This window comes from Chryseobacterium salivictor, from assembly GCF_004359195.1.
In the GTDB taxonomy this organism is placed as follows: domain Bacteria; phylum Bacteroidota; class Bacteroidia; order Flavobacteriales; family Weeksellaceae; genus Kaistella; species Kaistella salivictor.
The window spans coordinates 1,949,658-1,975,433 of record NZ_CP037954.1 but is presented as its reverse complement, the minus strand read 5'-3'; the positions used below and the strand labels follow the sequence as shown (position 1 = coordinate 1,975,433).

The 25,776-nt window shown below is 37.7% G+C and carries 23 protein-coding genes; 3 read left to right on the top strand and 20 right to left on the bottom strand.

Features of this window, described 5'->3' with window-relative positions:
• Window positions 1-17: 17 nt before the first annotated feature.
• From NBC122_RS09075 to NBC122_RS09030, 10 genes are all read right to left on the bottom strand, one after another.
• Complete coding sequence (locus tag NBC122_RS09075) at window positions 18-542, bottom strand: nuclear transport factor 2 family protein (RefSeq protein WP_133440077.1); 525 nt, start codon at window positions 540-542, stop codon at window positions 18-20.
• A 73-nt stretch (window positions 543-615) separates the two neighbouring features.
• The gene (locus NBC122_RS09070) at window positions 616-2,472 is read right to left on the bottom strand and encodes a glycoside hydrolase family 13 protein (protein ID WP_133440076.1); all 1,857 of its coding nucleotides are present in this window, start codon (window positions 2,470-2,472) and stop codon (window positions 616-618) included.
• 12 nt (window positions 2,473-2,484) lie between these two features.
• On the bottom strand, window positions 2,485-2,985 hold the full coding sequence (locus NBC122_RS09065; RefSeq protein ID WP_133440075.1) for a GLPGLI family protein: 501 nt from the start codon (window positions 2,983-2,985) through the stop codon (window positions 2,485-2,487).
• 21 nt (window positions 2,986-3,006) lie between these two features.
• Entirely contained in the window at window positions 3,007-3,318 is a 312-nt protein-coding gene (locus tag NBC122_RS09060; protein ID WP_133440074.1) for a hypothetical protein, read from the bottom strand.
• A 49-nt stretch (window positions 3,319-3,367) separates the two neighbouring features.
• Window positions 3,368-3,964, bottom strand: a complete 597-nt coding sequence (locus NBC122_RS09055; RefSeq protein ID WP_133440073.1) for a transposase — start codon at window positions 3,962-3,964, stop codon at window positions 3,368-3,370.
• Between the two features lie 59 nt (window positions 3,965-4,023).
• On the bottom strand, window positions 4,024-6,180 hold the full coding sequence (locus NBC122_RS09050; RefSeq protein WP_133440072.1) for a glycoside hydrolase family 97 protein: 2,157 nt from the start codon (window positions 6,178-6,180) through the stop codon (window positions 4,024-4,026).
• A gap of 219 nt (window positions 6,181-6,399) precedes the next feature.
• Entirely contained in the window at window positions 6,400-7,833 is a 1,434-nt protein-coding gene (locus NBC122_RS09045) for a SusE domain-containing protein (protein WP_133440071.1), read from the bottom strand.
• A 42-nt stretch (window positions 7,834-7,875) separates the two neighbouring features.
• A complete protein-coding gene (locus tag NBC122_RS09040) occupies window positions 7,876-9,009 on the bottom strand; it encodes a SusE domain-containing protein (RefSeq protein WP_133440070.1) in 1,134 nt (377 codons plus the stop codon).
• 18 nt (window positions 9,010-9,027) lie between these two features.
• The gene (locus NBC122_RS09035; protein ID WP_133440069.1) at window positions 9,028-10,590 is read right to left on the bottom strand and encodes a RagB/SusD family nutrient uptake outer membrane protein; all 1,563 of its coding nucleotides are present in this window, start codon (window positions 10,588-10,590) and stop codon (window positions 9,028-9,030) included.
• Window positions 10,591-10,602: 12 nt separating this feature from the next.
• Entirely contained in the window at window positions 10,603-13,347 is a 2,745-nt protein-coding gene (locus tag NBC122_RS09030; RefSeq protein ID WP_133440068.1) for a SusC/RagA family TonB-linked outer membrane protein, read from the bottom strand.
• A 362-nt stretch (window positions 13,348-13,709) separates the two neighbouring features.
• Between NBC122_RS09030 and metG the strand changes: the two genes are divergently transcribed.
• Complete coding sequence (gene metG / locus NBC122_RS09025; protein ID WP_133440066.1) at window positions 13,710-15,743, top strand: methionine--tRNA ligase; 2,034 nt, start codon at window positions 13,710-13,712, stop codon at window positions 15,741-15,743.
• A 41-nt stretch (window positions 15,744-15,784) separates the two neighbouring features.
• Here metG and NBC122_RS09020 read toward each other — a convergent pair whose 3' ends face one another.
• Window positions 15,785-16,498: a class I SAM-dependent methyltransferase gene (locus NBC122_RS09020; RefSeq protein WP_133440064.1), complete on the bottom strand. Its 714-nt coding sequence runs from the start codon at window positions 16,496-16,498 to the stop codon at window positions 15,785-15,787.
• Window positions 16,499-16,622: 124 nt separating this feature from the next.
• Here NBC122_RS09020 and NBC122_RS09015 point away from each other — a divergent pair, with 124 nt between their 5' ends.
• Window positions 16,623-17,096, top strand: a complete 474-nt coding sequence (locus tag NBC122_RS09015) for an Mpo1 family 2-hydroxy fatty acid dioxygenase (protein ID WP_133440063.1) — start codon at window positions 16,623-16,625, stop codon at window positions 17,094-17,096.
• Between the two features lie 101 nt (window positions 17,097-17,197).
• Window positions 17,198-17,596, top strand: a complete 399-nt coding sequence (locus NBC122_RS09010; RefSeq protein WP_133440062.1) for a hypothetical protein — start codon at window positions 17,198-17,200, stop codon at window positions 17,594-17,596.
• A 44-nt stretch (window positions 17,597-17,640) separates the two neighbouring features.
• Here the strand turns inward: NBC122_RS09010 and NBC122_RS09005 are convergent, their stop codons facing one another.
• The 9 genes from NBC122_RS09005 to NBC122_RS08965 all read right to left on the bottom strand — a co-directional run bounded on the left by NBC122_RS09005 (window position 17,641) and on the right by NBC122_RS08965 (window position 25,767).
• Complete coding sequence (locus NBC122_RS09005; protein ID WP_133440061.1) at window positions 17,641-18,018, bottom strand: hypothetical protein; 378 nt, start codon at window positions 18,016-18,018, stop codon at window positions 17,641-17,643.
• A 64-nt stretch (window positions 18,019-18,082) separates the two neighbouring features.
• The gene (locus tag NBC122_RS09000) at window positions 18,083-18,781 is read right to left on the bottom strand and encodes an SAM-dependent methyltransferase (protein WP_133440060.1); all 699 of its coding nucleotides are present in this window, start codon (window positions 18,779-18,781) and stop codon (window positions 18,083-18,085) included.
• Window positions 18,782-19,103: 322 nt separating this feature from the next.
• The gene (locus tag NBC122_RS08995; RefSeq protein ID WP_133440058.1) at window positions 19,104-19,448 is read right to left on the bottom strand and encodes a DUF4377 domain-containing protein; all 345 of its coding nucleotides are present in this window, start codon (window positions 19,446-19,448) and stop codon (window positions 19,104-19,106) included.
• A gap of 173 nt (window positions 19,449-19,621) precedes the next feature.
• Entirely contained in the window at window positions 19,622-20,422 is an 801-nt protein-coding gene (locus NBC122_RS08990) for a GLPGLI family protein (protein WP_133440057.1), read from the bottom strand.
• 986 nt (window positions 20,423-21,408) lie between these two features.
• Complete coding sequence (locus tag NBC122_RS14495; RefSeq protein WP_221343569.1) at window positions 21,409-21,639, bottom strand: OsmC family protein; 231 nt, start codon at window positions 21,637-21,639, stop codon at window positions 21,409-21,411.
• 257 nt (window positions 21,640-21,896) lie between these two features.
• A complete protein-coding gene (locus tag NBC122_RS08980) occupies window positions 21,897-22,472 on the bottom strand; it encodes a DUF417 family protein (protein WP_133440055.1) in 576 nt (191 codons plus the stop codon).
• Between the two features lie 102 nt (window positions 22,473-22,574).
• Window positions 22,575-23,114 carry a TetR/AcrR family transcriptional regulator gene (locus NBC122_RS08975; protein ID WP_133440054.1) on the bottom strand — a complete coding sequence of 180 codons (540 nt, stop codon included), beginning with the start codon at window positions 23,112-23,114 and terminating at the stop codon, window positions 22,575-22,577.
• Between the two features lie 33 nt (window positions 23,115-23,147).
• The gene (pcaF, locus tag NBC122_RS08970; protein ID WP_133440053.1) at window positions 23,148-24,359 is read right to left on the bottom strand and encodes a 3-oxoadipyl-CoA thiolase; all 1,212 of its coding nucleotides are present in this window, start codon (window positions 24,357-24,359) and stop codon (window positions 23,148-23,150) included.
• Between the two features lie 61 nt (window positions 24,360-24,420).
• Window positions 24,421-25,767 (bottom strand): 3-oxoacid CoA-transferase, encoded by a 1,347-nt coding sequence (locus NBC122_RS08965; protein WP_133440052.1) that lies wholly within the window; start codon window positions 25,765-25,767, stop codon window positions 24,421-24,423.
• Window positions 25,768-25,776: the final 9 nt, after the last annotated feature.

Genomic DNA, 25,776 nt, shown 5'->3' with positions numbered 1-25,776 from the left:
GAGTTTATAAAAATAACTTATTTATTTTTTAAATCCGAAATTACCTGATTTTCAAGAGGTGATTTTATTTTGACAACCTCGTTGGTTACCTCATTGGGAATTGTTATTGACAGCACATACTGTTTTATTTTCCATTGTGATCCTATTTTTTCAAGAACACCACTTCCGCGACAAAATTTCATTTGGGTATCGAGTAATTCATCGAACCATGCGTATTTTCCGTCGGTGCTGAAAGAGATGTTCCTTTTTAAAGAAGTGAAATTCCATGCTTTTCCTTTGTCGAAATGGGGTTTGGCATAATCCATAAATTCTTTTTTATTCCAGACTTCGTTGGCATCGGTTCCAATGAAAGTAGATGCTTCAGCGTAGAGATTAAAGTAATTTTTAAAGTCTGCTTTTGTTGCATATAAATTCAGATCGTCTAAAACTTTACTCACATTTTTTTTCTGAACATTTTCATAAAAGCTTTTTTTCTGAGAGAAAAGTGAGTTGGAGCAAATCAATAGAAAGGTGATCACCGTAAAAACAATACTCTTTTTCATTACTAAATTATTTAAAATTAAAGATGCTTCGACAAGCTCAGCATGACAACTGTAATCTTAACCGAATTATTTTTTATTGAAGTTCTAAAATTAGTGAAGATTTTCCTGAAACCGTGATTTTATTTTGTGGGGAAACAGAAAATTCTTTTCCGGAAATTACGTCTTTTCCTTTTGAAATTCCGTCCAAAGATTCTGCGAAACGGCTTAAATTTAAATTCTGTTCTTTTTCATTGTTATTAATAATGACCATTACTTTTTCATGATCATTGTATCTGAAATAAACATAAACCTTATCAACCGGCATATAATGCGTGGTTTTCCCGCTGTGAATGACGTCTTTTCCTTTTCTCCAGTTCAGCAGTTTCTGGGTAAAACCGTGAAATTCCTTCTGTTCCGGAGTTTGGGTTTTTGCATTGAACGCATTTTGAGCATCCTCTTTCCAGCCGCCTGGAAAATTTTTCCGGATTTCTGCGTCACCACCGTTGTTTTTATCACCGCGCATTCCGATTTCAGAACCATAATAGATCTGTGGAATTCCGCGAACGGTTGACATTAAAGTCAATGCCATTTTATAATAACGGATATCGCCTTTGAAAATCTCATTAAACCTTTCTGTATCATGGTTTTCGAAAAAGACCAAAATATTATTAATGTCCGGATACAGGAAATCGTTGCCAAAGGAATTATAGATTTTAATCATTCCTTTGTCCCAGCCGTCCTCTTCTTTCAAAGCAGATGGCAAATCTGAAAACAGGGTAAAATCCATCACAGAAGGGAGATTGGAGTTGTAATTTTCAATCTCTGCAATCTTCGAGTTTTTTTGCCAGAAAGAAACATGAGCCGGATTGTACATCCACGCTTCTCCTACAATATTGAATTTCGGATATTCATCGGTAATCGCTTTTGCCCATTTTGCCATCGCAGTTTTATCGTTGTAAGGATAAGTGTCAACGCGCAAACCGCCCAATTCCGCATACTCGATCCACCAGATTGCATTTTGGGTTAAATATTTCAATACGAGCGGATTTTTCTGATTCAAATCCGGCATCGTCGTATCAAACCAACCATTCAGCGCAATATCTTTGTCAATTTGCGCCACATTGGTATCAAACTGAGAAGTTGTTCTGTAATTGGATCTTTTGAAACCGTATTTCCCTTCACCATCTTTAAACTGGTGAATCCAGTCTTTGGTCGGTAAATCCTGAATCAGCCAGTGTGAAATCCCCCAGTGATTGGTCACATAGTCCTGAATGAGCATCATGCCGCGCTTTTGCAGTTCACGGGAAAGTTCCAGATACTCTTCGTTGGTTCCATACCGGCCATCGATTTTGTAAAGATCAGTTTGGGCGTAGCCGTGATAAGAAGTCTGTTTTTCATTGTCTTCATTTGCCGGAGTAAGCCACAATGCGGTGACTCCCAAATTTTGTAAATAATCTAAATTATTGATGATGCCACGTAAATCTCCGCCGTGTCTTCCACTTGGTAAATTGCGGTTTACTTTTTCAATTAAACTGGGTTGCGAATCGTTGGATGGATCGCCGTTGGCAAATCGGTCCGGCATAATGAGATACATCACATCTTTTGAAGAAAAAGAGTTTCTTTCGGCAGAACCCGGTTTCCTGTTTTTGAGTTCGTAGGTGTAAGAATCAACTGTTTTCTTTCCTTTTTTAAAATTAATTTTAAAGGAAGAATTTTTAATCTCATCAGTATTTACAGTGACGAAAACATAGTTTGGATTTTCTGTTTTCGTCACTTCTTTTATTTTGATATGATCCGAAAGTTCGATTTGATAACCTGAAATATTTTTTCCATACACTAAGATTTGAAGTTCTGGATTTTTCATGCCGTGCCACCAGAATGCGGGTTCTACTTTTTGAATCTGGGCAAAAGAGAAAACGGAAAAGAGTAAAAATAACAGTATTTTTTTCATTTTTATTTAATATTATTTTAAAGGATATTTAAGGGCGATATCTAATTCTATCGGATTGTTATTTCTGCGAAGTTCTTCCTGCGTTCTCCTGGTGAGATAAGGTATATCTTCTTTTTTATTATAAATTTTTCCGTCACCGAAATTTACACTCCATGTTCCAGTCGATGTCATTGCCCATGAATAAGGATTATTGTAATAATTAAGTTTTACTTCATTGAGCTTCTGGTTGGTGATTTTTATGGGTTTATTCCCGTAATGCGTTTCCAGAAACTCCGTGGTGTCGAGTTCTTTTTCTAATTTCTTGCTATTGATTAATTTATAGGAATAATTATTTCCTGTATCCTCAATTTCAAAAATTAAACCCGGCAATCCCTGAAATTTATAAGGTCCTTCATTAATTGGAATTTCATTGCAAAACCACGCAACCCAATGTCTTCCTCCGAAATCTACTTCTGCTTTCTGCAATTGATAATCAGCGCTTTTTTTAGTTTCAGTAAAAATTTCCCATTTCATTTCATCTTTGGATTCAATGAGCTAATAATCAAAGAGATTGTCTCTGTAATTCTGATGGGTATTGCTTCCTTTTTTTCTCTTCATTAATTGTTGAGACGTACTATTGGTCGTCCAGTTTTCATTTTTGTTTTTTCGGATGGAATCAATTCTTAAAAATTCCATATCGTAAAACTTGACTTCCTCTTTGCCTACCTCTAAAATAACTTTTATGGAATCCATTTTATTTTTTGTAGAATCGCCTTTGAAATGCAATTCATAAATAAAACGATGGGTTTGCGCCTCATGAAGGGAAAACATGAATAAAATAAAAAATAAAATTGTTCTTTTCATCATCTTTTATTTTAGGAAACCTTATAGGTTTGCAAACCTATAAGGTTTTGATTTAATTTACTTTATGAAACTTTATCAGGTCTTGCGTATTTTCAAAAAATTCCATCATGAAATTTATGCTGACTTTAGTAGGTTTATTTTGAACTAAATAGGCATTAAATGAGGAATATTTCCATTCCTCAGAACTTTTCGCTAACCGGTGCTGTAAAGGAATCTGATGAATTCCTTTGAAAATATCTTTAAGTTGCTCCTCTTCATCTACTTTTTCTCTTTTAATATAGTCAATAAATAATGCACCTTTTCTTTGAAACATTTTGTTGTATGCTTTTGAATAAGAATTGAGCAAATTACTTACCGGCTGCATTAAAAATTTATGCTCTTCTTCCGCTGAAAGTTCTCTTTCAGGTAAGTCGAGATTATTAAAAATCTCATTTTGCGGCCGAAAACGAACCAATAAACTAAGACGCTGTGAAACCAAACAATAGGCATAAATCTCTAAGTAGGGAAGCAAATATTTTGAAATTTGCTTCAGAAAATAAACATAATTATCCTCTTTACGAAAAATAAGCTCATTTCCATTCACTCTTGTAAACAGATGATAAATCTGTCCAAATTTAAAATTTTCGTAAAAAGGAGCTTTTATTTCCATTACTGAAATTGTATTGAAACCTTTAAGGTTTAAAAAACCTCAAAGGTTTGTGGAGTTTCCTATTTCAAAATTTTCACCGAAATCGCATAACCGCCACTTCTCGCCAATTTCATCGGAAGCTTTGATTTGTTGGTTACGGTTTTCCTGTAGATTTTATAAGACTGTGGATTTTTGATGTAATCAGCGTCGTCTCCGTCAGCATAAACAGTAGCTTCGTATTTTTTGCCTTTTGGCAGGAAAGAGAAATCTACGGTGAAATTTCTGGCATTTTCATCGGTGATTCCGCCAACAAACCATTCATCTTTTCCTTTGGTTTTACGGGCAGTGTGAATATAATCACCAGGTTCTGCAGATAAAATTTTGGTATCATCCCAGTCGAGGGCAACGTCTTTGATGAACTGAAAAGCGTCCATGTGTTTGGCATAATTTTCAGGTAAATCTGCGGCCATCTGAAGCGGGGAATACATCACGACATAAAGGGCCAACTGTTTCGCCAAAGTGGTTTTCACAAATCGGGTATCGCCAGGGAAATAATAATCGAGTTTGGTTTGGAAAATTCCCGGTGTGTAGTCCATCGGTCCGCCCATAAATCTGGTAAATGGCAAGATGGTTTGGTGATCGGGATTATTTCCGCCGAACGCTTCGAATTCTGTTCCACGGGCAGCTTCTGCGGCAATCCAGTTTGGATATGTACGGTTTAAACCTGTCGGCCGAACGGATTCATGGGAATTGACCATGATTTTGTAATCGTTGGCTTTTTCGGCAATTCTTAAATAATGGTTGATCGTCCATTGCGAATAGTGATGCTCACCGCGTGGAATAATATTTCCAACGTAACCTGTTTTTACGGCTTCGTAACCATATTTATTCATTAATTTAAATGCATCGTCTGCCCATCTTTCATAGTTCGTCGCAGAACCTGAAGTTTCGTGGTGCATCATCAGTTTTAAATTTTTAGAATGAGCATAATCGTTCAGCATTTTGATATCAAAATCCGGATATGGCGTGATGAAATCAAAAACAAATTCTTTGCTGTGACCGAACCAGTCTTCCCAACCGGTATTCCAACCTTCGATGAGCAAAGCGTCGAAACCGTTTGCAGAAGCGAAGTCGATATATTCTTTTACTTTGGTATTGTTGGCCGCATGTTTCCCGTTGGGTGTTAATTTAGAAAAATCGGTTTTGCCAATATGAACATTGTTGGCGGTGGAGTACGCCCACTGCGATTTGCCGATAATCATTTCCCACCAAACGCCCATGTATTTTGTAGGCTTGATGTAAGAAGTGTCTTTATATTGCGTAGGCTCATTAAGATTAAAAATCATTTTTGAAGCGAGAACTTCTTCGGCTTTTGGTGACACGATAATCGTTCTCCAGGGAGAAACGGCCGGCGTCTGGATATAGCCTTTTGCACCTTGACCGTCTGGCGTTAAATGCATTTTAAATTTAAAATTCGTAGCATCGAGTTCGAGATTTGATGCCGGATAATTGATGACCGCTGCCTCTGAAATATTAACATACAATTGATCTTTTCCTTCTTTTTTTAGCATTAAAGGAGTTTGGACTGCATTTTTAATTAAAGTTTGGGAGGCATTTCCGTCATAAGAAGTGGGCCATTTTGCCGGAATTTCTGAAAGGTTGGTGGTCTGGGTTTGATATTCCTGAGAGTCGTAATCACCGGCAAGCCACCAGGCTTTCATATCGGTTGGCAAATCGATTTCTGAATCTTCTTCTTTAATAATGAAATAATTCAGGTTTTTCTGCTCCGGAAACTCATATCTGAAACCCAGACCATCATTAAACAAACGGAATTTCACAATAATGTGTCGATCATTTGCGTCTTGATTTAAAGTAACCACTAATTCATTATAATGATTGATATAGGATTTCTTCTCGCCCATGATCGGATCCCAAGTTTCGTTCTTGGAATCGCGTTTTTCTGCAGTTTTGGTAAAACCGTTATCGAGATCTTTTCCTTTCTGATCTTTATTTTCAATTTCTGAAGCGAACTGAATATTACCGTCCCGCAAAAGTCTTAATCCTAATTTCGAATCTTCAACGACTGTTTTGCCCTGATACTTAAGGTCATAATAGGGAACTCCGGCTTTTAACTGAAAATTCATTTCAAACTTTCCATCGGGAGATTTTAAGGATTGTGCGTTGAGGGAAAAACTTCCTAACAGAAGGAAAAGGACGGATATTTTTATATTTTTCATAGATAGATATTTAATTTTTCAAGATCATATGGAATAGTCTGCGTTCATTTCAGCGGGTTTAAAACAGTTTATTACTGGCGATTTCATCATGATCTTTTCGAATCAATAAATTTAGAGAAAATGCCATTAATAAACAATTATTTACGGCTTCTTTATCCTAAAAAACAAAAAAAACTGCTGCTAAAAAGCAACAGTTTCAATTTTTAAAACAGGTTTTTTTTAAAGTGGAGTCACTTTATAAGTTCCCATTTTGATGTTGGCTGTAATTTTGTACAAACCGCCAGTTCCTGCATACTTGATATTGTTGTTATCACCATTTGGACCGAGGTAACCAGAATTTCCACCAGCGTGAATATTCCCCCATTCCAAACCGGACCAATCCTGCTGACCAAGAAATTTAAATTCGCCATCGGCGGGAATTGCGATGGTGTATTCAAACTCACCGTCACCAACCTGATCCATTGCTATCGCTGCACCAGCGTTCCAACCTTGAATTGATCCTACCAAGTAAACGTTTGTTGGTAAGGCAGGATTTGCAGAAGGAGTCACCGTGATAGATTTCGTGTTCTGATCGATAGTGATTTTATACATTCCGGAGTTTCCAAGGAATTTAATATTCTCGTCACCCGATTTTTCTAAATTACTTGACCATGTGGCAAAATATTTATAGCCATCCTTGATTCCATCAGCATTTAAACTGTAGTTGATTGGATTCCAATCCTGTTGTCCCAGGAATCTAAACTCGCCGTTGTTTTCTAAGTAAGTATAGATTTCGGAGATGTTTTGATTTTGATATAAAAGTTGTGCTTTAGAAGCATCCCAGCGCACAGCAGTACCACCACCAACAAGGTATAATGCTTTAAAGTCTGGCTTGTAAGGAGTCAGCTTAAAGGTAACCACATCTGAAGTCTTGGTAATTACACCGCCTAAAGATTCTGAGGTTGCACTTACCCGGACATCAACATTGGAAGCTACATTCACCGGCAAAGAAAGTTTTGAGGCCAACTCATTCAAATCAAAGTTAGACACAGCCAATTCCTTAGAGTTCTGTACATTTCCTACCAGTAAAAAAGCGGTTGATCCCGATGCTGCAATTTCCACATTATAGCTGACATTAACTCCATAGGTATAATCACTCCACTTGAAAGTGGTTGCCGTAACAGTGGGTTTGGTTGCATCTAAAACAAGAGCAGAACCCGCAGTTGGATTAGTAATCACCGGTTTGCCTGTCGGATAAGCAGTTACCGAGAATGAAACAGCATTTGAAACCTGGGTTCCTCTTTCAATTCTTATATACGCGTTCTGCGCTAAATAAGGACTAAGTCCTGCCTGAAGCATTGCTGTATTCAAAGCACCAATCGTTGTTTTCAACGTGTTGGTTTCTGATTTTGCAAGTTCTACTTTATTTTTAAAGTCTGACGTTGCAGAGATCACCACCGAATAACTTCCGGATCCTGTAGTAGCATTATCCCAGGTTAAAATAAACGGATTATTTTCCATCGACGGATAAAGCGTGTTGGCACCCAACGTAGTGTCGTAGAGTTTGAAAGACGGTTCCGGAGAAGTCCAGTCCCGATCTGCCTCGTCTCTACAGGCGTTGATTAAAAGCAATGGCAACAAAAACACCATTAATAATTTTAAAATATTTTTCATTTTGTTTTAATTAATAATTAAAAAAAGTTTTGGATTATAAAATTATATTTTGATAATTTTATAAGTTCCAGCTTTAAGGTTCACTGTGATTTTGTATGAACTGCCATCACCTGCAAATTTGATGTTTCCGTTATCTCCTTTCGGACCAACGAATCCAGTGTTTCCATCTCCGGAGATATTCCCCCAATCCAGGTTACCCCAGGATTTTTGTCCTAAGATTTTGAATTCCGTATCACCTGCAAGTGTTGATGTGAATTCATAAACGCCGTCCCCAATGGTAGTCATTGGTATTGCATTAGTTTCATTCCAACCGTTACCTGCGATATTTCCAACCAAATAAATTTCCGGGAAATCATAAGTTGCAATTGGTGATTGTTTTAATTCAATAGTTTGAACACCCAGTGTTGCATTGATTGTAATTTTGTAAACTCCAGTGGCTCCGGTGAATTTAATATTTTCTTCATCACCATCTGGTTTTGTTAAAACATCACTCCATTGCTTGAAATATTGGTTACCCGCTTTTGTACCTGGTGTATTCAAAGCATAGTTTTTTCCATCCCAAGCCAACTGCCCTAAGAATCTGAAATTTTCACCACTCTGTAAATTGGTATAGATGTAAGAAAGATTCTCTTTTTTGTATAAAATCTGAGCTTTTTCCGGAGTCCATCCAACATATGTAGCTCCTCCTACCAGATAAAAATCAGGATAAGTTAAAACATAAGGAGTAACCATCAACGAGGTAACATTAGAGGTTGCTGCTAAAGAGTGTCCTGATCCTAAGAAAGAAATTACTCTCATAAACATTTTCGCCGATACATTAGGTACCAAACCGATTGCCGCAGCTGCATCATTCATCTGCAACATGGTAAAAGCAGCTGCTCTCTGTGACCCGGCAACGGTCGCTAAAGTATAAGGTTTTGCGAAATCTTTATCTACGGCTATTTCAATTCTATATGAAATTTCTGTGGGCACAGAGTATGCCGCAGATTGCCATGTTACGGTAAGCGCAGGATTTCCGGGAAAGTTTTTGTCTAAAACCAAACTGTTCGCAGAGAGATCCATCACGATTGGCGACGATACATTATCTATGGTAATAATTTCACGATTGTCACATGATATCAAACCTAAGATGAGGGTAACCGCCAAAAAAATATGTTTAAATATATTATTTTTCATTGTTTCTTTTATTAATAATTAATAACCAGGATTTTGTACAAGATTCTTGTTTACAACCAAATCATTGTTCGGGATTGGGAACAAATTACGGTACTCGCCAACAGCAATACCATCTTTTGCATTTCCTTTCCAAGGCCATAAATAAGTTGCCGAGGTGAATTTACCGAAACGGATTAAATCGGTTCTTCTGGTATTTTCCCAAGACAGTTCTCTTGATCTTTCGTCTAAAATAAAGTTAAGATCGATAAATGTAACCGTAGATGCATTTGCTCTTTTTCTTAAGTCGTTTATATATCCCACCGCTGTGCTCATGCTGCCACCGCCTCCTCTAAGGACTGCTTCGGCATACATTAGATAAACATCGGCCAACCGGTAAACAGGCATATCTGCTTCTACCCAGTTGTCGTGGGCTCCGACAGCTCCGTTGCTTTTTACGTTTTTATATTTGATAAAAGCGTATCCATCATTGAAGTTACCAAGATTATTAATTTCTAAAGACTGGCCGCTTGTATAAAAACGTCCTCTTAGATCGGTAGGCTCAAATTTCTGCACGAAAGCTTTAGTAGTTCTGATACCACCCCAACCTCCATTGATACCAAAAGCCGCAGGATCCATAGTTCCACCAACTGCAGCGTGAACCATAAATGTTGTTCCACCATTGGTTTGGGTCTTTAATCCATCATACACAATCGAAAAGATGTTTTCAGGATTATTAAGGTTGTTGTCTGCCAGAAATAAATTTTCATACTTTGGGTGCAAAGTATACCCTGCACTGATTACTTTTTCAGTATTGGCGATCACATCTGCATTTCTTTCAGCTCCCGTATATACTTTCGCATTCAAATACAATCTGGAAAGAAGAGTCCACGCAGCTGCTTTGTCTACCCTGCCATATTCGTTGGCTTTCGGTGCTTTCAAATCGTTTGCGGCAGAAATTAATTCTGATTCAACATATTTGAAAAGTTCAGCTCTGGAAATTTGTTTTGGCAAAGTACCAAAAGTAGTTTCATCTACGAAAGGAACATTCCCGTATAGATCCAGCAAATGATAGTAAGCCTGCGCTCTAATGAATTTCGCTTCAGCCCTCATTACTTTTGCTTCATCAGCACTGGCTCCTGAAATACCATTCTGACTCAACATTTCATCAGTGGTGTTTTTAATAAATTCATTACAGAAAGCAACTTCTGTATACAGTCTGTAGTACATTGCATTGTTGAATTCATTGGCTGGAGTCCAGGTCATTTTATGAAATTCAGGCAGCGTACCGTCATTCCATCCAATCACGGCTTCATCAGTTGTAATTTCCTGCATGATGTACAATAGTCTCATATAGTTGGAGAATCCACCATCGATATCAGCGATATCTCCGTTGCCGTCTCCAGCAGTTTGTCCACCTACTGCTAAACCTCCGTATAATTTAGCCAACAGGTTTTTGTAATTTCCAAAATCTTTATAAAGACTTGCAGCGGTAACTTCGGTGATGGGTTCCTGTCTTAAATCATTAATACAAGAGGTCATCGTGAGCGAAGCGCCAAAAATGGCTACTGCGATAGAAATATTTTTTATTCTGAAATTTTTCATTGTTCTTAATTATTAAAATTGAAAGTTTAATCCTAATGAATACACTTTTGGTCTTTGATAAAATCCATTATCAATATTTCCAAAAATCTCTGGATCTACGCCGGAATAATCAGTGACTACAAATACATTCTGCGCCATTCCGTAAACTCTAAGATTGCTTCCTTTATTGAAAACATCTCCGAAGTTATAGCCTAACGTTAAATTATCCATTCTTAAGAAGGAAGCGTTTTCTACGAAAGCATCGCTCCAGTACTGTGGCGTTCCAAATCCGTAGTTTGCAGTTGTGCTGGAGATATTCTGTAAGTATTCGTTGGTTGCAATACTTTGAACATTCGATTGGGAATCGAAATTATTATAAACATAATTTCCTACCACCGCTCTCAAAGAAGTAGACATATCCCAGTTTTTATATTTGAATTTCGTCGAGAAACCAAAAGTTGCATCTGGTGTAGTTGATTTATAGAAATATTTATCACCATCTGCACTGATTTTACCATCTCCGTTTCTGTCAACATACACCCCTTCCAATGGTTTTCCATTAGAATCATAGGCTTGCTGATACACATAGAAACTAAATGGCGTATATCCTACACTGTGAGCTTGTACCGTATTCCCGACTCCACCGGAAATCCCTCCCTGTTGAATAACGTAACCATCAGCTACATCATCAAAATGGGTAACTTCAGGCTTGTAATGAGCAACATTGAAGCTGAAGTCCCAGGTAAAGTCTTCTGTTTTTACAGGATTCACATTAATCAGGAACTCAATACCATCAGTTTTCATCGTGCCGATATTTTTGATATTGGTATTGCTGAATTCTCCTGCCGGAACCTGAACTCTGGCCTGTAAGTTTCTGGTGTCTTTCTTAAACCAATCGATTGAACCGGTAATTCTGTTTCTCCAGAATCCAAAATCCAATCCTGCATTAACCGTTTCTGTCGTTTCCCAGGTTAAATTAGGATTATACTGAGTCGGACGGTACATTAAATAAAACTGATCTCCGAAACCATACTGTGCAGTTGGATCGGACACATTGTACGAAGCAAAGGAATTATAGTAACCTCCTACTTCCTGTTGTCCCGTTTCTCCCCAACCGGCACGCAGTTTCAAATCTGAAAATACGTTAGAGCTTTTCAGGAAGTTTTCATTTTTGATTTTCCAGGCCCCTGAAGCGGCATAGAATGTTCCCCAGTTATTTTTCAAATCAGTTCCGTTGTAGAATCGGGATGTAGCATCTCTTCTTACAGATCCGGTTAAGATATATTTATTGGCAATGGAAAAAATACCACGGCCATAGAATCCTAATAAAGTTAATTTTCCTTCGTAAGCATTGCTTGGAGTCGCAACCCTTGTTGGATTTCCGTAATAAGTTGTTGCAGATGGTACTTTATCATGAAACTGCTGATAAGAATAACCCGCCATTAAATCTACCTTCGTATCAATTGCAGTAATTGTCTTTACGTAGTTTAAATAAGTTTCTAATAATTTATTGGTTTTCTCCTGCGTGTAATCTCTTCTTGTACTCACGTCACCAGAAGCAAGCATTCCTGCAAATCCAGGATATTGAGTAATTGCACCATTCCCTTTCTGATAATCATATCCACCCACTACATTAAAATGCAGGTCCGGAAGAAAATGAAGTTTATAATCCAACTGCAGATTTCCGATTCCGCGGAATACGGTCGATACATCTCTTCTTCCATATAAAGAAGCAAGTGGATTTCTCGTTGCATTCACATTAATATTGCCAGGATTCAAAAACCACTCCCAATAGTTATTTACTTTATCACCTTGCGCTGAATAATCATAGACTTCCTGCGTAGGATCAAAAAACTGTGCGGCACCAATCACTCCGGCCGGGAAACGGTTCTCTGTCATCGATCCTTTTACATTAGCGGTAACGCTCAGATGGTTATCAAAGAATTTCGGGGTTAAATTTAAACCCACTGATGTTCTTTTAAACTCATTCGTTCTAACAATACCATTTTGCTCATTATAACCCAAAGACAAACGGTAAGGTAAATCCTTAATCCCACCGGTAATCGCAACGTTATTATCGGTTCCCCAAGCGGTTTGATAAATTAAATCCTGCCAATTAGTATTTGCGTTTCCGAGTTTGTCTATATAATGCTGCGAAGCATTTGCTCTTACAAAATCCCTGAATTCGTCTGCAGTTAATACACTCTGATTTCCCATTTTGGTAGATACCGATCCTGAAGTAGAGAAATTCACTCTCACTCTTCCGGAAGAACCTTTTTTGGTGGTAATCAAAATCACCCCATTCGAAGCTCTGTTACCATAAATGGCGGCTGCAGAAGCATCTTTTAAAACGTCGAAAGATTCGATGTCATTTGGATTAATCAATGCTAACGCATTTGAAGCCCCACTGATACCACCAAAATCCATTGGGATTCCGTCAATCACTATTAATGGATCATTACTTGCTGTCAAAGATGCCCCACCTCGAATACGAATGGTAGCTCCTGAACCTGGATTACCACCGTTTCCGGTAACCGTAACACCTGGCGCCTTGCCAATAATCAATTGATCTGCAGATGTAGATCCGGGATTAAAGTCTTTCGACGAAATCGAAGCAATCGATCCCGTAAGATCTTCCTTCTTCTGCTTTCCATAACCTATCAAAACCACCTGCTCGATCTCGGCAGTTTTTATGGAATCTTTGGTTTGCGCATGTAACATTGTTCCGGCCAATAAAAAAGCTGGAGCAATTTTTAATACTTTAGTATAGTTTCTCACAAAAATAAAATTTAAGGATTAATATTCTTAACATCTCTGCCCCGTAAAAGAAGCAATGCAATTTAACCAATTTTTTAGTTATCATAATTTTTTTAATCCTAATGTTAATTATTTGTGACAAGTATCAGTATTTTGAATCATAAAAATAATACAAACAACTATTTATCAAAACTTTACAGAAAATACATTTTTTTGGAACCTTCTTAAAAATTAACAAAAAATTAAACAAATGTTTCGCAAATTTTAACACTTAAAATCACTAAATTAAACTACAGCACAAACCCCCACCGTAAATTTTCAGGATTCTACATTTTAAATTCCATCGCAGAACCCTTATCTTTGCAAAAAATTAATCTCAAAATATGTCAGATAGAAAGATGATTACGGCTGCCTTGCCGTACGCAAACGGACCGGTGCACATCGGTCATTTAGCTGGAGTTTATATTCCCGCAGACGTTTATGCGAGATTTCAGAGAAGACTGGGAAAAGACGTCGCTTTTATCTGTGGCTCCGATGAACACGGTATTCCCATTACAATCCGTGCAAAAAAAGAAGGGGTTACGCCACAGGATATTGTCGATAAATACCACGGAATTATCAAAAAATCTTTCGAGGATTTGGGGATTTCTTTTGATGAATATTCCCGAACCACTTCTGAAAGACACCGTGATGTGAGTCAGGATTTCTTCAAAACCCTATATAATAAAGGAAAGTTTATCGAAGAAGTTTCCGAACAATACTTTGATGAACAGGCCAATGAGTTTCTTGCCGACCGCTATATCGTAGGAACCTGCCCGAATTGCGGCAACGAAAACGCGTATGGTGACCAGTGTGAAAAATGTGGCTCTACCCTTTCTCCGTCTGAACTGATCAATCCAAAATCAATGCTGAGCGGAAATATTCCCATTTTAAAGGAAACCAAAAACTGGTATCTTCCTTTAAACGAATACGAAGATTTTCTTAATGAATGGATTATCGAAGGCCATAAAGACGACTGGAAACCTAACGTTTACGGTCAGGTAAAATCATGGTTAACCGATGGTTTGAAACCGAGAGCCATGACCAGAGATCTGAACTGGGGCGTTCCTGTTCCTCTTCCAAATGCAGAAGGGAAAGTGCTTTACGTTTGGTTTGATGCACCAATTGGTTATATTTCCTTCACCCAGGAATGGGCAGAAAAAAACGGAAAAGACTGGAAAGATTACTGGCAAAATGAAAATACAGATTTGGTTCATTTTATCGGAAAAGACAATATCGTTTTCCACTGTATTATTTTCCCGGCGATGATGAAAGCCCATGGCGATTACATAATGCCGGCCAATGTACCTGCTTTTGAATTTTTAAATTTAGAAAACGACAAAATCTCAACTTCCCGAAACTGGGCGGTTTGGGCACATGAATATGTTCAGGAATTCCCGGGGCAGCAGGATGTTTTGCGTTATTCGCTTCTTTCTTCAGCACCGGAAACCAAGGACAATAATTTCACCTGGAAAGATTTCCAAACCAAAAACAATTCAGAGTTGGTGGGAATTTTCGGAAATTTCATTAACAGAGTTGCCGTTCTTATTCATAAATATTACGACGGAATTGTTCCCGCAGGAAACGAAAACGCGGAAGAGCTCAATGAAATTACCAAAGCCGCAACCGAAGTTGAAAATTTCCTGGAACATTACGAATTCAGAAATGCTTTGACAGCCATGATGAATCTCGCCCGTTTCGGAAATCAATACCTTCAGATTGAAGAACCCTGGAAAACCATTAAAGACCATCCTGAAAAAGCAGCAGCTTCTTTATTTGTGGCCGCACAAATTGCAGTTGGTTTAGCACAGATTTGTGAACCATTCCTTCCTTTCAGCGCAGAGAAATTGCAGAAAATGTTCAATGTTTCTCAATTAAACTGGAGCGAAATTAAAAACGAAAAAGTACTCATCAAAACCGGTCATCAAATAAATCCGGCAGAATTATTATTCTCGAAAATTGAAGACGAAACGATTGAATTCCAGATTCAGAAATTAGAAAACACAAAACAATCCAACAAAAAAACCAACCCTAAAGCTAATCCTATGAAAGAAGAAATTCAATTCGATGATTTCACGAAAATAGATTTAAGAACCGCTACCATTTTGACCGCTGAAAAAGTGGAAAAAGCAGATAAACTATTGAAATTCTCTGTAGATACAGGAGTTGATGTAAGAACGGTAGTTTCCGGTGTTGCCGAAAGTTTTACTCCGGAAGAATGTGTGGGAAAACAGGTAATGATTTTATTGAATCTCGCACCCCGTAAAATCCGCGGAATCGAATCTCAGGGAATGTTGCTTTTAACGAATAATGCTGAAGGGAAATTGGTATTTGTAACTCCAACTGAAACGGTTGAAAACGGTGTAGAAATCGGATAAATAATGTACTGATTCCATTTTTAAATATTGAAGACCTGAAATTAATTCAGGTCTTTTTTTGTTAATCTCGCTAAAAAGGAATCTTCTTCCTGAAGTATTTTTTCAATCTTAAATCCGTTATTTTCGACGGCTCTTTTCAAAGTTTCAAAATCCAGATAAAGCCATTTAATCGGTTTTTCAGTATCGAGTTTATAATGGACAAAATAATCGACTTCGCCGTAATAATGTTCGGTCGGCACCAGAACTCCGCCATCATCGGCGCGGTCGTACATGTAGAGAATATCGGTGCTGTCAATTAGAATCTGTCCGTTTTCATTTAATAATGAATGCAATTTCTCTAAATAAATATCGATTTTATCAAGTGACTGAAAAATTCCCGTGCCGTTCATTAACAATAATACCGTATCGAATGTTTCACCGGAAAACTGAAGCATATCTGAACATACCGTTTTTTTAACGCCGCGCAGTTGACAAACTTCAATTGATTTGGGAGAAAAATCCAACGCCAAAACATCCAGACCCTTTTCATTCTGGAGGTATAAACTGTGAGAACCTGCGCCTGCTCCGATATCGAGAACTTTACCTTTCGATAATTCCAGGGCTTTTTGTTCCACCAAATTCATTTCATCAAAATCCCGGAATAGATAATCAACCGGCAAATCGTCCATTTCCGAAATGGAAGTTTCCGTTAATAAATTCTCAGGACTGTTATCATGATAAAAATCCCAAATCGCCTGCCCCATTAAATCTTTCATTGAAATAAATTTTTGTCAAAAATAAGAAAATATTGAGCAGCAGTCAATTGTAAAATGTTTTATTAAAAATAAAATCCTTTATTAAAAGAATCATTAATTTAGTACAATAAAAATTCTAAAACCTATGAGAAAAATTGATCAACTCTTTGCCGAATATGGTGAAAGTCATAAGAATCAAACCAACAAATTAATCCACTGGATTTGCGTTCCTTTAATTTTCTGGTCGATTCTTGGGCTTATCTCACTGATTCCGGCGCCGCATTTTTGTTTTATTTATTTCGGATGTATCAGTATTGTGAGCTGTATCGCATTGCTCTTAGTGACCCTTTTTTATGTCAGATTATCGTGGCGGATTGCTTTACTGATGATTCTCATCATGGCATTACTGGAGCATCCCGTTTACTTTATCAATGTGAAATTTGAACATCAATCATGGATGGTCTTCGTTTCAATATTCGTTCTTTCCTGGATCGGGCAGTTTTACGGGCATAAAATCGAAGGCAAAAAACCCAGTTTCTTAAAAGATTTACAGTTTCTTTTAATTGGACCTATTTGGTTACTTCATTTTATTTTACAAAAACTAAAAATCAAATATTAAAATGACTTGTCTCATATTTCGAATCTCAATCGACTGAAAATCATTTAAACATAGGTAAAAACCTTAAATTTGAGGAATATTAATTTCTAAAAAAAGACATAATGATCAAAAGAATCATACTTCTTACTGCGTTTTTATTCCTTCTTTTTTCCTGTGGAACAAGAGAAGACGAAACGGATAACGAACAATATGTAGGCGTCTGGAACTGGGTTTCAACCGATGGCGGATTGGCAAACGTTCACCAAACACCTTCAAACACAGGAGTTACAAGAACCTTAACCTTAACTGCAGAATCAATTTATACCATAAAAGAAAATACAGAAGTGGTGAGCGAAGGAACTTATTATTTGGCCAGAGAAGTCACAAACACTGATCATTTGGAAAAACTTTTCTTGCACTTCAGTAATCAGCCGAACTTAATTATTGAAAGCATAAACGCCAATGATTTGTATTTAGCCCAGGATGCAAATGATGGTTTCAAGTACCATTATTCCAAATAAAAAAAGGTCAGAAATTTCTGACCTTTTTGCTTGGGAAAATTTAATTATTCACCAAAGTGCTTTTTGACTTTTTCTAAAAACTGCTGGTCACTCATTTTCTGATCTGTATCAAGAGTCACTTTCAAATTCTTAAATTGCGCTGTTTCCGCCAAATGATTTTTGAACTGTTCCTGAACCGTTCCGGTTCCGGTTAAATAAAGTTCTTCTGTATTGGTGATGAGATGCTCTAGATCCTTAAAAAACTTCGCCATATTGGTTTGCTCTACATTATTTGCATTTTTCTCGCTTGAATTACCGTGTTGAACATCTTTTTTCACCGGATTACAAACAAAAAATTTATAAGCACTTTCGATATCGTGATTTTTAACTACCGTTGCACTTTCGGAATCCATCCAAATTCCCGCTAACTTTCTTTCTGACATAATAATTTATTTGTGTCGATAAGATCAAAAATGATGCAAGTATCCTGTTAATGGTTGTTAAAGTTTATTTCCCCAACACAAAAACCGCAGGGATTTTATGAAGTTCCGGCTTGTTTTTCTGCCATTCTTTAATGGTTAAGGTCTTAATAAACTCCTCTTTTGGATCGTTGATATTGGCAGCGATACACAGCTTTGAACTTGGCGCCAACACTTTGCACAAATCATCAAAAAGCGGATTATTACGGTAAGGCGTTTCCATGAAAATCTGAGAATAGCCCGTGGTCAACACCTGATTCTCAAGCCATTTGATCTTCGCTTTTTTCTCTGATTTCTCGATCGGCAAATAACCGTGAAAAGTAAATTCCTGACCATTAAACCCACTGGAAATCAAAGCCATAATAATGGAAGACGGTCCATTGACCGGAACTACTTTTACGCCATTTTCATGACACCACATCACCATTACATTTCCGGGATCGGCAATACAGGGCAACCCCGCTTCTGAAAGCAAACCGAAATCCTGACCTTTTTTCATCAGCATTTGGGCTTCCTGTAAATCTTTTCTTTCGGTATTTTTATCCAGCAGAAACAACTTTAAATCGGCCTGCTTTTTTTCGGGCGCGAAAAACTTAATGACTTTTCTGGCGGTTTTTTCATTTTCCACAAAGAAATAATCGGTCTTTAAAATATATTCTTTTACGGCCGGCGCAAAATAATCGATGGGTGAGTTTTCTGATAAATAAGCAGGTATGAGAAATAGCATAAAAATAAAATTTTGTTGGATCGTTTTTTTTCGACTGACATAATGAATCCGGCAGCGATAAGCTGATTATTTCAGGACTTTACCAGTCGCGTCAAATATATTGATTTGTTTTCGATTCTCTTTCCATTGCCTGCATTATTTTACCAAAAATGAGCGATAATATCTCAACAGACAATTCAATAGCTTACCGAAAAGTCACCGAAGGCGTAGCCAGTCCGAGAGAGAAGTTGTAGGATTCACCGAGCTTTCATTTCTTATCTTGCAGACAAAACGACCCGAGGCGGAGCCTAACTGAGCGAAGCTAAAGCTTAGTTATTGTACGTTATTTCTGCTTTTTCGACAAGATTTCCAACAGCTTATATGTTACAGGGCTTGGTGAGTCTAAAGGCGGATCTGCTGAGTACTTCTTTTCAAGTTTAAGTTCATACACAAAATTTTCTTCGAAAGTAAATCCATCAATTCCGGTTATTGTAACCCATTCAGTAGAAGTGGATTCTTTAATTTTTATACCCTTTATTACATCAAAGTCCGGCGGAACAGATAAATCAACATATTGATGATGTACAGTTGCTACAACGGTTGTTATTCTATCCCTATCTTCTCTCTCACAACTTATTGCCAATATTGCAATCATCAAGAATAAATAAAATACTATTACTTTTTTCATTAGATATATTTTATAATTTTAATTTTAGGTTAATGTCGTACAACGTTTAGTATTTCTGCAGGCGGGCTAAAAATACGAAAACTTTCTACTTGCTGAAAATTGAATTAATTGCTAAAATCCTCGATAAAAACTTCATACCCTCTTGTAGAAATACCGTATTAACAGAAGTGTTATTAATAATCTAATTTTTGGTCCAATTCAATTGGATTATTGTTATTGCGGATTCTTTCTTGTATAGATTCAGTCATTCTTTTTAAGTCAGTTTCAACGATATTTCCTGCTTCATCATAATTTGTTACATCAGATTTATTAAGTACTGCAAACGGATTATTATAAAAATTCATTTGCAATTTTTTGAAATCTTCCCAAGAAATTTCGTTCTGTGAAGTTTCAAGATAGAATTCTTTCCATAAAAAATGACGTACTTCTCCAAGCTTAAAATAATAATCTGAATTTTCATCAGAAATATCAACAATTAAACCTGGCAATCCACGAAAAACATAAGGTCCATCTTGTATAGGAATTTCATTTGTAAACCAAGCAAACCATTTTCTTCCACCATAATTTGTTTCTGCTTTTTGACAGTCATATTGTCCAATTTTCCTTTTTTCATTAGTAATTTTCCAAATTAAATTCTTTTTTACTTTTATTGTATATTTTGGCTCAATAAAGGGAATAAAAACATATTTATTAACTACATTTTTATCGTATTTTTTGTAAACATACAATTGCTTATTATTGAACTGCATATCTGCGCTATTTCCATATCCGCGTTTGATTCTCAAAGAGTCGGAAGTTCGAAACTTTTCGGAACGAAAAATTGACTCTTGATTTTTTACGTCCAAAAAATAGATTATTTTTTCAGTTTTTGTGCTGTCAGAATTTGGTTTAAACTTCATCTCATAAATAAAACTCGAATTCTGCGAAAAAATTAGAGTTGGAAATAAAGTTAAAATGAAGAATTTCAGTTTCACGACATATTTTTATAAATATTCTGACTAAGGTTAAATTTAAACATTGATAATCAAAATTTTGTGATTTCAATATCCTTGTCAGTCAACCCAAATTTAGTGATTTGTTTTTGAATTCTTTTGGCTGCAGCAATTTTTCTTTTCTCATCCAAAAAATAGATATTGTGAAGGTGGTTCAACACAAAAACAAAAATATCATTTGGATCAGGTTTCCAAATGATTCTTTGCTTATTGCAATGCTCAAATCTCCAACAAAACCCCGATGGCAGCAAACCCAAAAACCATGGTACGTCACCGATCATTCTTTTAACTAAGCGCGAACTTTTCGCCCTTGACCAAATAATAGTCCGCAAGAAGTTTTGCTCAGATTACCGAGAATCCGAAACGCAAACTCATCCTCAAGTGTTACGGAATGGGACTCCGCGTAAGTGATATGGCAACGTCGTAGTGCGCAGTCAGTTTCACGGGGTCAGTTGGGGTCTTCCTCCCACAATGCTCGCTCATTGCTTCCAATCTCCTGCCAGTGTCCTTCTTTATAACTGCAATATCACTCCAATATAAGTCCAATAAAACTCCAATAAACTATTGGAGAAACAATGCTTTTATAATGGTTTTTAATTGTATCTTCATCAAAATTAATGCGTTGAGGATCAGTAGAAATAAGATCTTCTGCTGACGGGCGGTTGATGACAACCTAATCCCCACGGAAATCGTTATGGCAAATTTAAAGAAAAATGGCAACCTGAGCGGTGCAACCGGCAATATTGTTTTTGTAAATGATGGCGAACGCATATTCGTACGGGTAGGACCCGACCGCGTGAAAAAATGGCCCCCAAACCAAAGCGGCTGCAGGAATTTTCGGACTGGTAAGCGCCAGGAAAAAGACCTTCCGCCGGAAACTGTTGAGGGAGTTGGGCACTCTCGCGGAAACATCAAAATTGGGGAGACGAGCATTCGTATTCGCAAACCATTTAATGATAAAAAGCGATTCAAAAGTCTTTGGCGTTGCCTTTCATCCAGCTTTCCTTCAAATTGAAGTTTCCTTTTAAAAATGGTTTTTCCATCGTCTTCAATGAGTTCAGTTTCAATATGTACGTTGCTTTACGGTCGGAATACATCCCTACTGTGGCACTGGTACAGGCTGCCAAAGCAGAAACCAGCAATTCTTTTGGCGAGAATCCTTTGTCCTGGCCACCTTTTTCTTTTGGTTCACCCGCCAATACCCTATTTCCTGTAGGCGACTGTATTTCTATTAATTCTCTTTAGCTGAATTGGGCAATGAAAGCGCCGTTGCCACAGATATCCCCTCTCTTAATCCCGCCCAGATAAGGATGGTAAGATTGTTGAAATTCAATTTATGCAGCACAAAAACAGCGGGAAGCATTTAGACGTTTAAAAATATTTTATTTACATGTAAACTCAATTATTGCGCATTAATGCAAACCTCAACACCTTCCAACCAAAAGCTTGTCAGCACCTATTCCAATTGTAACGTAAGTCGCTTTGCACTGTCCGCTGCACAAATCAGTCCGGCTGCTAACATGATTATGTCTTTCAGTACCAAACGCCCTGCACCCGACAAATAAGGAAATCCGTACTCCGGGGTCGGAAAATCGCCGCCCAGATTTGGAACATATACTTCAGGCGTCGTGATTAAAAACGTCAACGTAACGATCGACATACCAAATGTTAACAGTCCGCCGATTAATCCAATTTTATCATACCAGATTCCCAGTAAAGTAAAAATTCCAATAATGATGATCAAGGTTCCTAATCCGTAGGCGAAAATATAAGTACCATTGACCTCATGCCAGTCAACATTTTTCTGAACGGTTTTCCCTTCCGGATTTTTATATTCAATATATTCAGGTGCTTCTTTGGTATAAAAAAATGACATCACAGGACTGTTCGCCACAAACGGAACAATGCCATCCGCTTCATACTGAAAGGCTTTTAAACCGCCAATCCAGGCCATGACCACAAATATAGAAATTCGGCTTACGTTTATAAATTGAGATTGACTACCCGCCAATAATTCGATTAGTTTTTTCATATTGAATAATAATTAATGATTTTTTATTTTAGGTCAGATGCAATTTAGCATTAACTGACCGTTAATCTGCCCTAAAACACCTATAACCTTTATGAATCAATACTACGAATGTATGCTGTATTTCTTTTTGGCAAGGCGGATGATGGCATCGATATGGTCGGAATTAAACTCATTGGCCGCAATATATTTCCACAAGCCATCAATAATAAACAGCAGTATTTCTGCTTCTAAATCTGGTTCTTCATAGCCTAATAACGCAAAAGCCTTCACCAGCAATTCGTGACTCGATTTCATAAACAGCTGATGATGCGTCATTGCCATCACATTCAGCGGCGTGATTTTATATTGCATCTGCCAGAAGTTTTTGTTTGACAAGACGAGTATTTTTGGTAAATCGAGTAAGTTTGAAATGTAATTTTCGGGGGTTTTGTATTCCAAATGTTCCGCAACCAACTTGGTGGCTTCCCGGTATCCCGATTTTACAATTTCTTCAATAAGGTTGTCTTTATTTTTAAAGTGTTTAAAAATAAGCGCTTCAGACACATTTGCCTCAACGGCAATAGATTTCGTTGACGCAGCTGATGTCCCTACCTCTGTAAAAATATTTAATGCGGCATCCAAGATGTCCTGTTTCTTACTCATTTTCTAATTCTATCGTATTAAGAAATAAATTACTTAGTCCACTTTTTCCAAAATAACAGCATATCCTTGACCTACCCCTACACACATCGTGGCTAATGCATACCTTACATTTTTCTTGTGAAGCTCCAGCGCAGCAGAATACGTTATCCGTGTACCGGACATGCCTAATGGATGTCCTAAAGCAATAGCGCCACCATTGGGATTTATTCTTGGGTCATCATCTTTTAGTCCTAATGCTCTCGTACAAGCCAATGCTTGTGCTGCAAAGGCTTCGTTAAATTCCATAACTCCAATATCATCTAAAGTAAGTTCCGCTTTTTTCAATGCTTTTTGAACAGCAGTCACAGGTCCGATTCCCATAATTCGCGGTTCAACACCTGTAACTGCGGAGGAAACAATTCTGGCCAAAGGTTTTAAGCCATACTTTTCGACAGCTTCTCCTGATGCCACATACACTGCCGCGGCACCGTCATTTAAACCCGAAGCATTGCCGGCCGTTACTGTACCGTCTTTTTTAAAGGCTGGTTTCAGTTTCGAAAGCGATTCTAACGTAGAATTTTCTCTAACAAATTCATCTTTATCAAAAACTATTGGCTGTCCTTTGCGCTGAGGTATAGTTATGGGAAATATTTCTTCTGCCAATCGTCCATTTTTAGTGGCAGCAGAAGCTTTTAATTGAGAGGCTAAAGAAAATTTGTCCTGATCTTCTCTTGAAATGCCATACAAATCTACCAGATTCTCAGCGGTAATTCCCATAGGATCTACGCCGTACATTTCTTTCATTTTCGGATTTACAAAACGCCATCCAAAAGAAGAATCTTCCATTTTAGAATCGGTTCCAAAGGCTTTTGATGGTTTTGAAATTACTAATGGTCCACGGGTCATGTTTTCCACACCGCCAGCAATAAAAATGTCACCGTCGCCTGCTTTGATTGCTCTGTTAGCATGGATAATGGCCGACATTCCGGACGCGCAAAGCCTATTTACCGTTTCGCCAGGAACAGTTACCGGTAGTCCGGCTAGTAATGCAGCCATTCTTGCCACATTTCTGTTGTCTTCACCTGCCTGATTATGACATCCTAAAACAACTTCATCAATGGCGTCTTTCGGAATAGCCGGATTTCTTTTTACCAATTCCTCAATGACCATTGCGGCAAGATCATCGGTACGTACTGCGCCTAAAGTACCGCCAAAATTTCCAATTGGGGTACGGATTCCATCTATAATATAGGCTTCTGTTTTCATAATTTTTCTTTTTATAATTTGATGCAAAACTATTAGGACGCCTTAAAGTACCGTCAGCATGTTACGATAATCGTTCTATAAATTTTGCAGTAGTATTTTCTCGCACTTCTTCTAAAGTTGCGCCTGGCATAACTTCGGTTAATATAAGTTTGCCGTCTATAAATTCAAATACTGCTTTATCGGTAATCACCATATCAACAGCTTTTAGTGCCGTTAGCGGAAGATCGCATATCGAAACTACTTTTGCATCGCCGTTTTTCTCATTATGCATCATGGTAATGATAAGCTTTTTCGCTCCAGAAGCTAGATCCATAGCGCCGCCAACTCCCAATAATGGTTGTCCAGGAACTGCCCAATTTGCTAAATTTGCGGCTTCATCTACTTGCAATCCTCCCATTATGGCCACATCTACATGTTTTCCACGGATCATGGCAAACGAATCTGCAGAATCAAAATAAGAAGAACCATTCAGCGCTGTCACTGGAACTTTCCCTGCATTTACCGGATAATCCATAGCACCGCCACCATCTACTGGAGCTGGACCAACGCCAAGCATTCCGTTTTCTGTATGAAGAATAATTCCTTCATCTCCTGAAATTAAATCGGCAACGAGTGTCGGAATTCCAATTCCTAAATTCACGACATCTCCTTTTTTAAGTTCTTTTAAAGCTCTTTTCGCCATATTTAAACGGGTTTCAGAAACTTTTTTGCTTGATGAAACCGTTGCCGAACTTCCAAGATCGTCTAAAGTTAAAGTCGCCTTTACCAGAAAATCTACATAAGAACCTGGAGTATGAATGCTTTCTGGGGAAATTTCTCCAACAGGAACAATTTCTTCGACTTCTGCAATGACTAAATCTGCAGCAGTAGCCATGGCTCTGTTGAAATTTTGTTCGGTCATTCTATACTGAAGATTTCCGGCGGTATCAGCTTTCCAAGCACGGATAAAGGCTACGTTTCCTCTAATTCCCGGAATAAAAACCTGTTCGACCTCATTCAATATTTTTGTTTCTCTTCCTTTTGCTAACTCAGTTCCAGCCGAAGTTGGGGTGAAAAAACCGCCAATACCTGCGCCACCCGCTCTGATTGCTTCGGCTAAAGTTCCTTGCGGTAATAATTCATATTCCACAACGCCATCCTGTGCTGCTTTTACTGCTTCAGGATTAGAAGTAAAGAAAGAACCTATCATTTTTTTGAGTTGACCGTTTCTAAGAAGTCTTCCGCCACCAATTCCTGCTTCACCTACATTATTTCCAATAAAAGTTAAGTTTTTGGTTTTTGTTTCAGCTAAAGCATGCATCAAATGAACTGGGTTTCCCGTCATTCCAAATCCGCCCTGCAATAAAGTATCTCCGTCCTTTACCATTGCAACTGCTTCCTGTAAAGATATTTGTGGTATCGTTTTCATTAGAATTTT

Excerpts from the sequence above, each read along its gene's own strand:
- NBC122_RS09075 (WP_133440077.1), bottom strand. The coding sequence starts at position 542 with ATGAAAAAGAGTATTGTTTTTACGGTGATCACCTTTCTATTGATTTGC.
- NBC122_RS09070 (WP_133440076.1), bottom strand. The coding sequence starts at position 2,472 with ATGAAAAAAATACTGTTATTTTTACTCTTTTCCGTTTTCTCTTTTGCC.
- NBC122_RS09065 (WP_133440075.1), bottom strand. The coding sequence starts at position 2,985 with ATGAAATGGGAAATTTTTACTGAAACTAAAAAAAGCGCTGATTATCAA.
- NBC122_RS09060 (WP_133440074.1), bottom strand. The coding sequence starts at position 3,318 with ATGATGAAAAGAACAATTTTATTTTTTATTTTATTCATGTTTTCCCTT.
- NBC122_RS09055 (WP_133440073.1), bottom strand. The coding sequence starts at position 3,964 with ATGGAAATAAAAGCTCCTTTTTACGAAAATTTTAAATTTGGACAGATT.
- NBC122_RS09050 (WP_133440072.1), bottom strand. The coding sequence starts at position 6,180 with ATGAAAAATATAAAAATATCCGTCCTTTTCCTTCTGTTAGGAAGTTTT.
- NBC122_RS09045 (WP_133440071.1), bottom strand. The coding sequence starts at position 7,833 with ATGAAAAATATTTTAAAATTATTAATGGTGTTTTTGTTGCCATTGCTT.
- NBC122_RS09040 (WP_133440070.1), bottom strand. The coding sequence starts at position 9,009 with ATGAAAAATAATATATTTAAACATATTTTTTTGGCGGTTACCCTCATC.
- NBC122_RS09035 (WP_133440069.1), bottom strand. The coding sequence starts at position 10,590 with ATGAAAAATTTCAGAATAAAAAATATTTCTATCGCAGTAGCCATTTTT.
- metG (WP_133440066.1), top strand. The coding sequence starts at position 13,710 with ATGTCAGATAGAAAGATGATTACGGCTGCCTTGCCGTACGCAAACGGA.
- NBC122_RS09020 (WP_133440064.1), bottom strand. The coding sequence starts at position 16,498 with ATGAAAGATTTAATGGGGCAGGCGATTTGGGATTTTTATCATGATAAC.
- NBC122_RS09015 (WP_133440063.1), top strand. The coding sequence starts at position 16,623 with ATGAGAAAAATTGATCAACTCTTTGCCGAATATGGTGAAAGTCATAAG.
- NBC122_RS09010 (WP_133440062.1), top strand. The coding sequence starts at position 17,198 with ATGATCAAAAGAATCATACTTCTTACTGCGTTTTTATTCCTTCTTTTT.
- NBC122_RS09005 (WP_133440061.1), bottom strand. The coding sequence starts at position 18,018 with ATGTCAGAAAGAAAGTTAGCGGGAATTTGGATGGATTCCGAAAGTGCA.
- NBC122_RS09000 (WP_133440060.1), bottom strand. The coding sequence starts at position 18,781 with ATGCTATTTCTCATACCTGCTTATTTATCAGAAAACTCACCCATCGAT.
- NBC122_RS08995 (WP_133440058.1), bottom strand. The coding sequence starts at position 19,448 with ATGAAAAAAGTAATAGTATTTTATTTATTCTTGATGATTGCAATATTG.
- NBC122_RS08980 (WP_133440055.1), bottom strand. The coding sequence starts at position 22,472 with ATGAAAAAACTAATCGAATTATTGGCGGGTAGTCAATCTCAATTTATA.
- NBC122_RS08975 (WP_133440054.1), bottom strand. The coding sequence starts at position 23,114 with ATGAGTAAGAAACAGGACATCTTGGATGCCGCATTAAATATTTTTACA.
- pcaF (WP_133440053.1), bottom strand. The coding sequence starts at position 24,359 with ATGAAAACAGAAGCCTATATTATAGATGGAATCCGTACCCCAATTGGA.
- NBC122_RS08965 (WP_133440052.1), bottom strand. The coding sequence starts at position 25,767 with ATGAAAACGATACCACAAATATCTTTACAGGAAGCAGTTGCAATGGTA.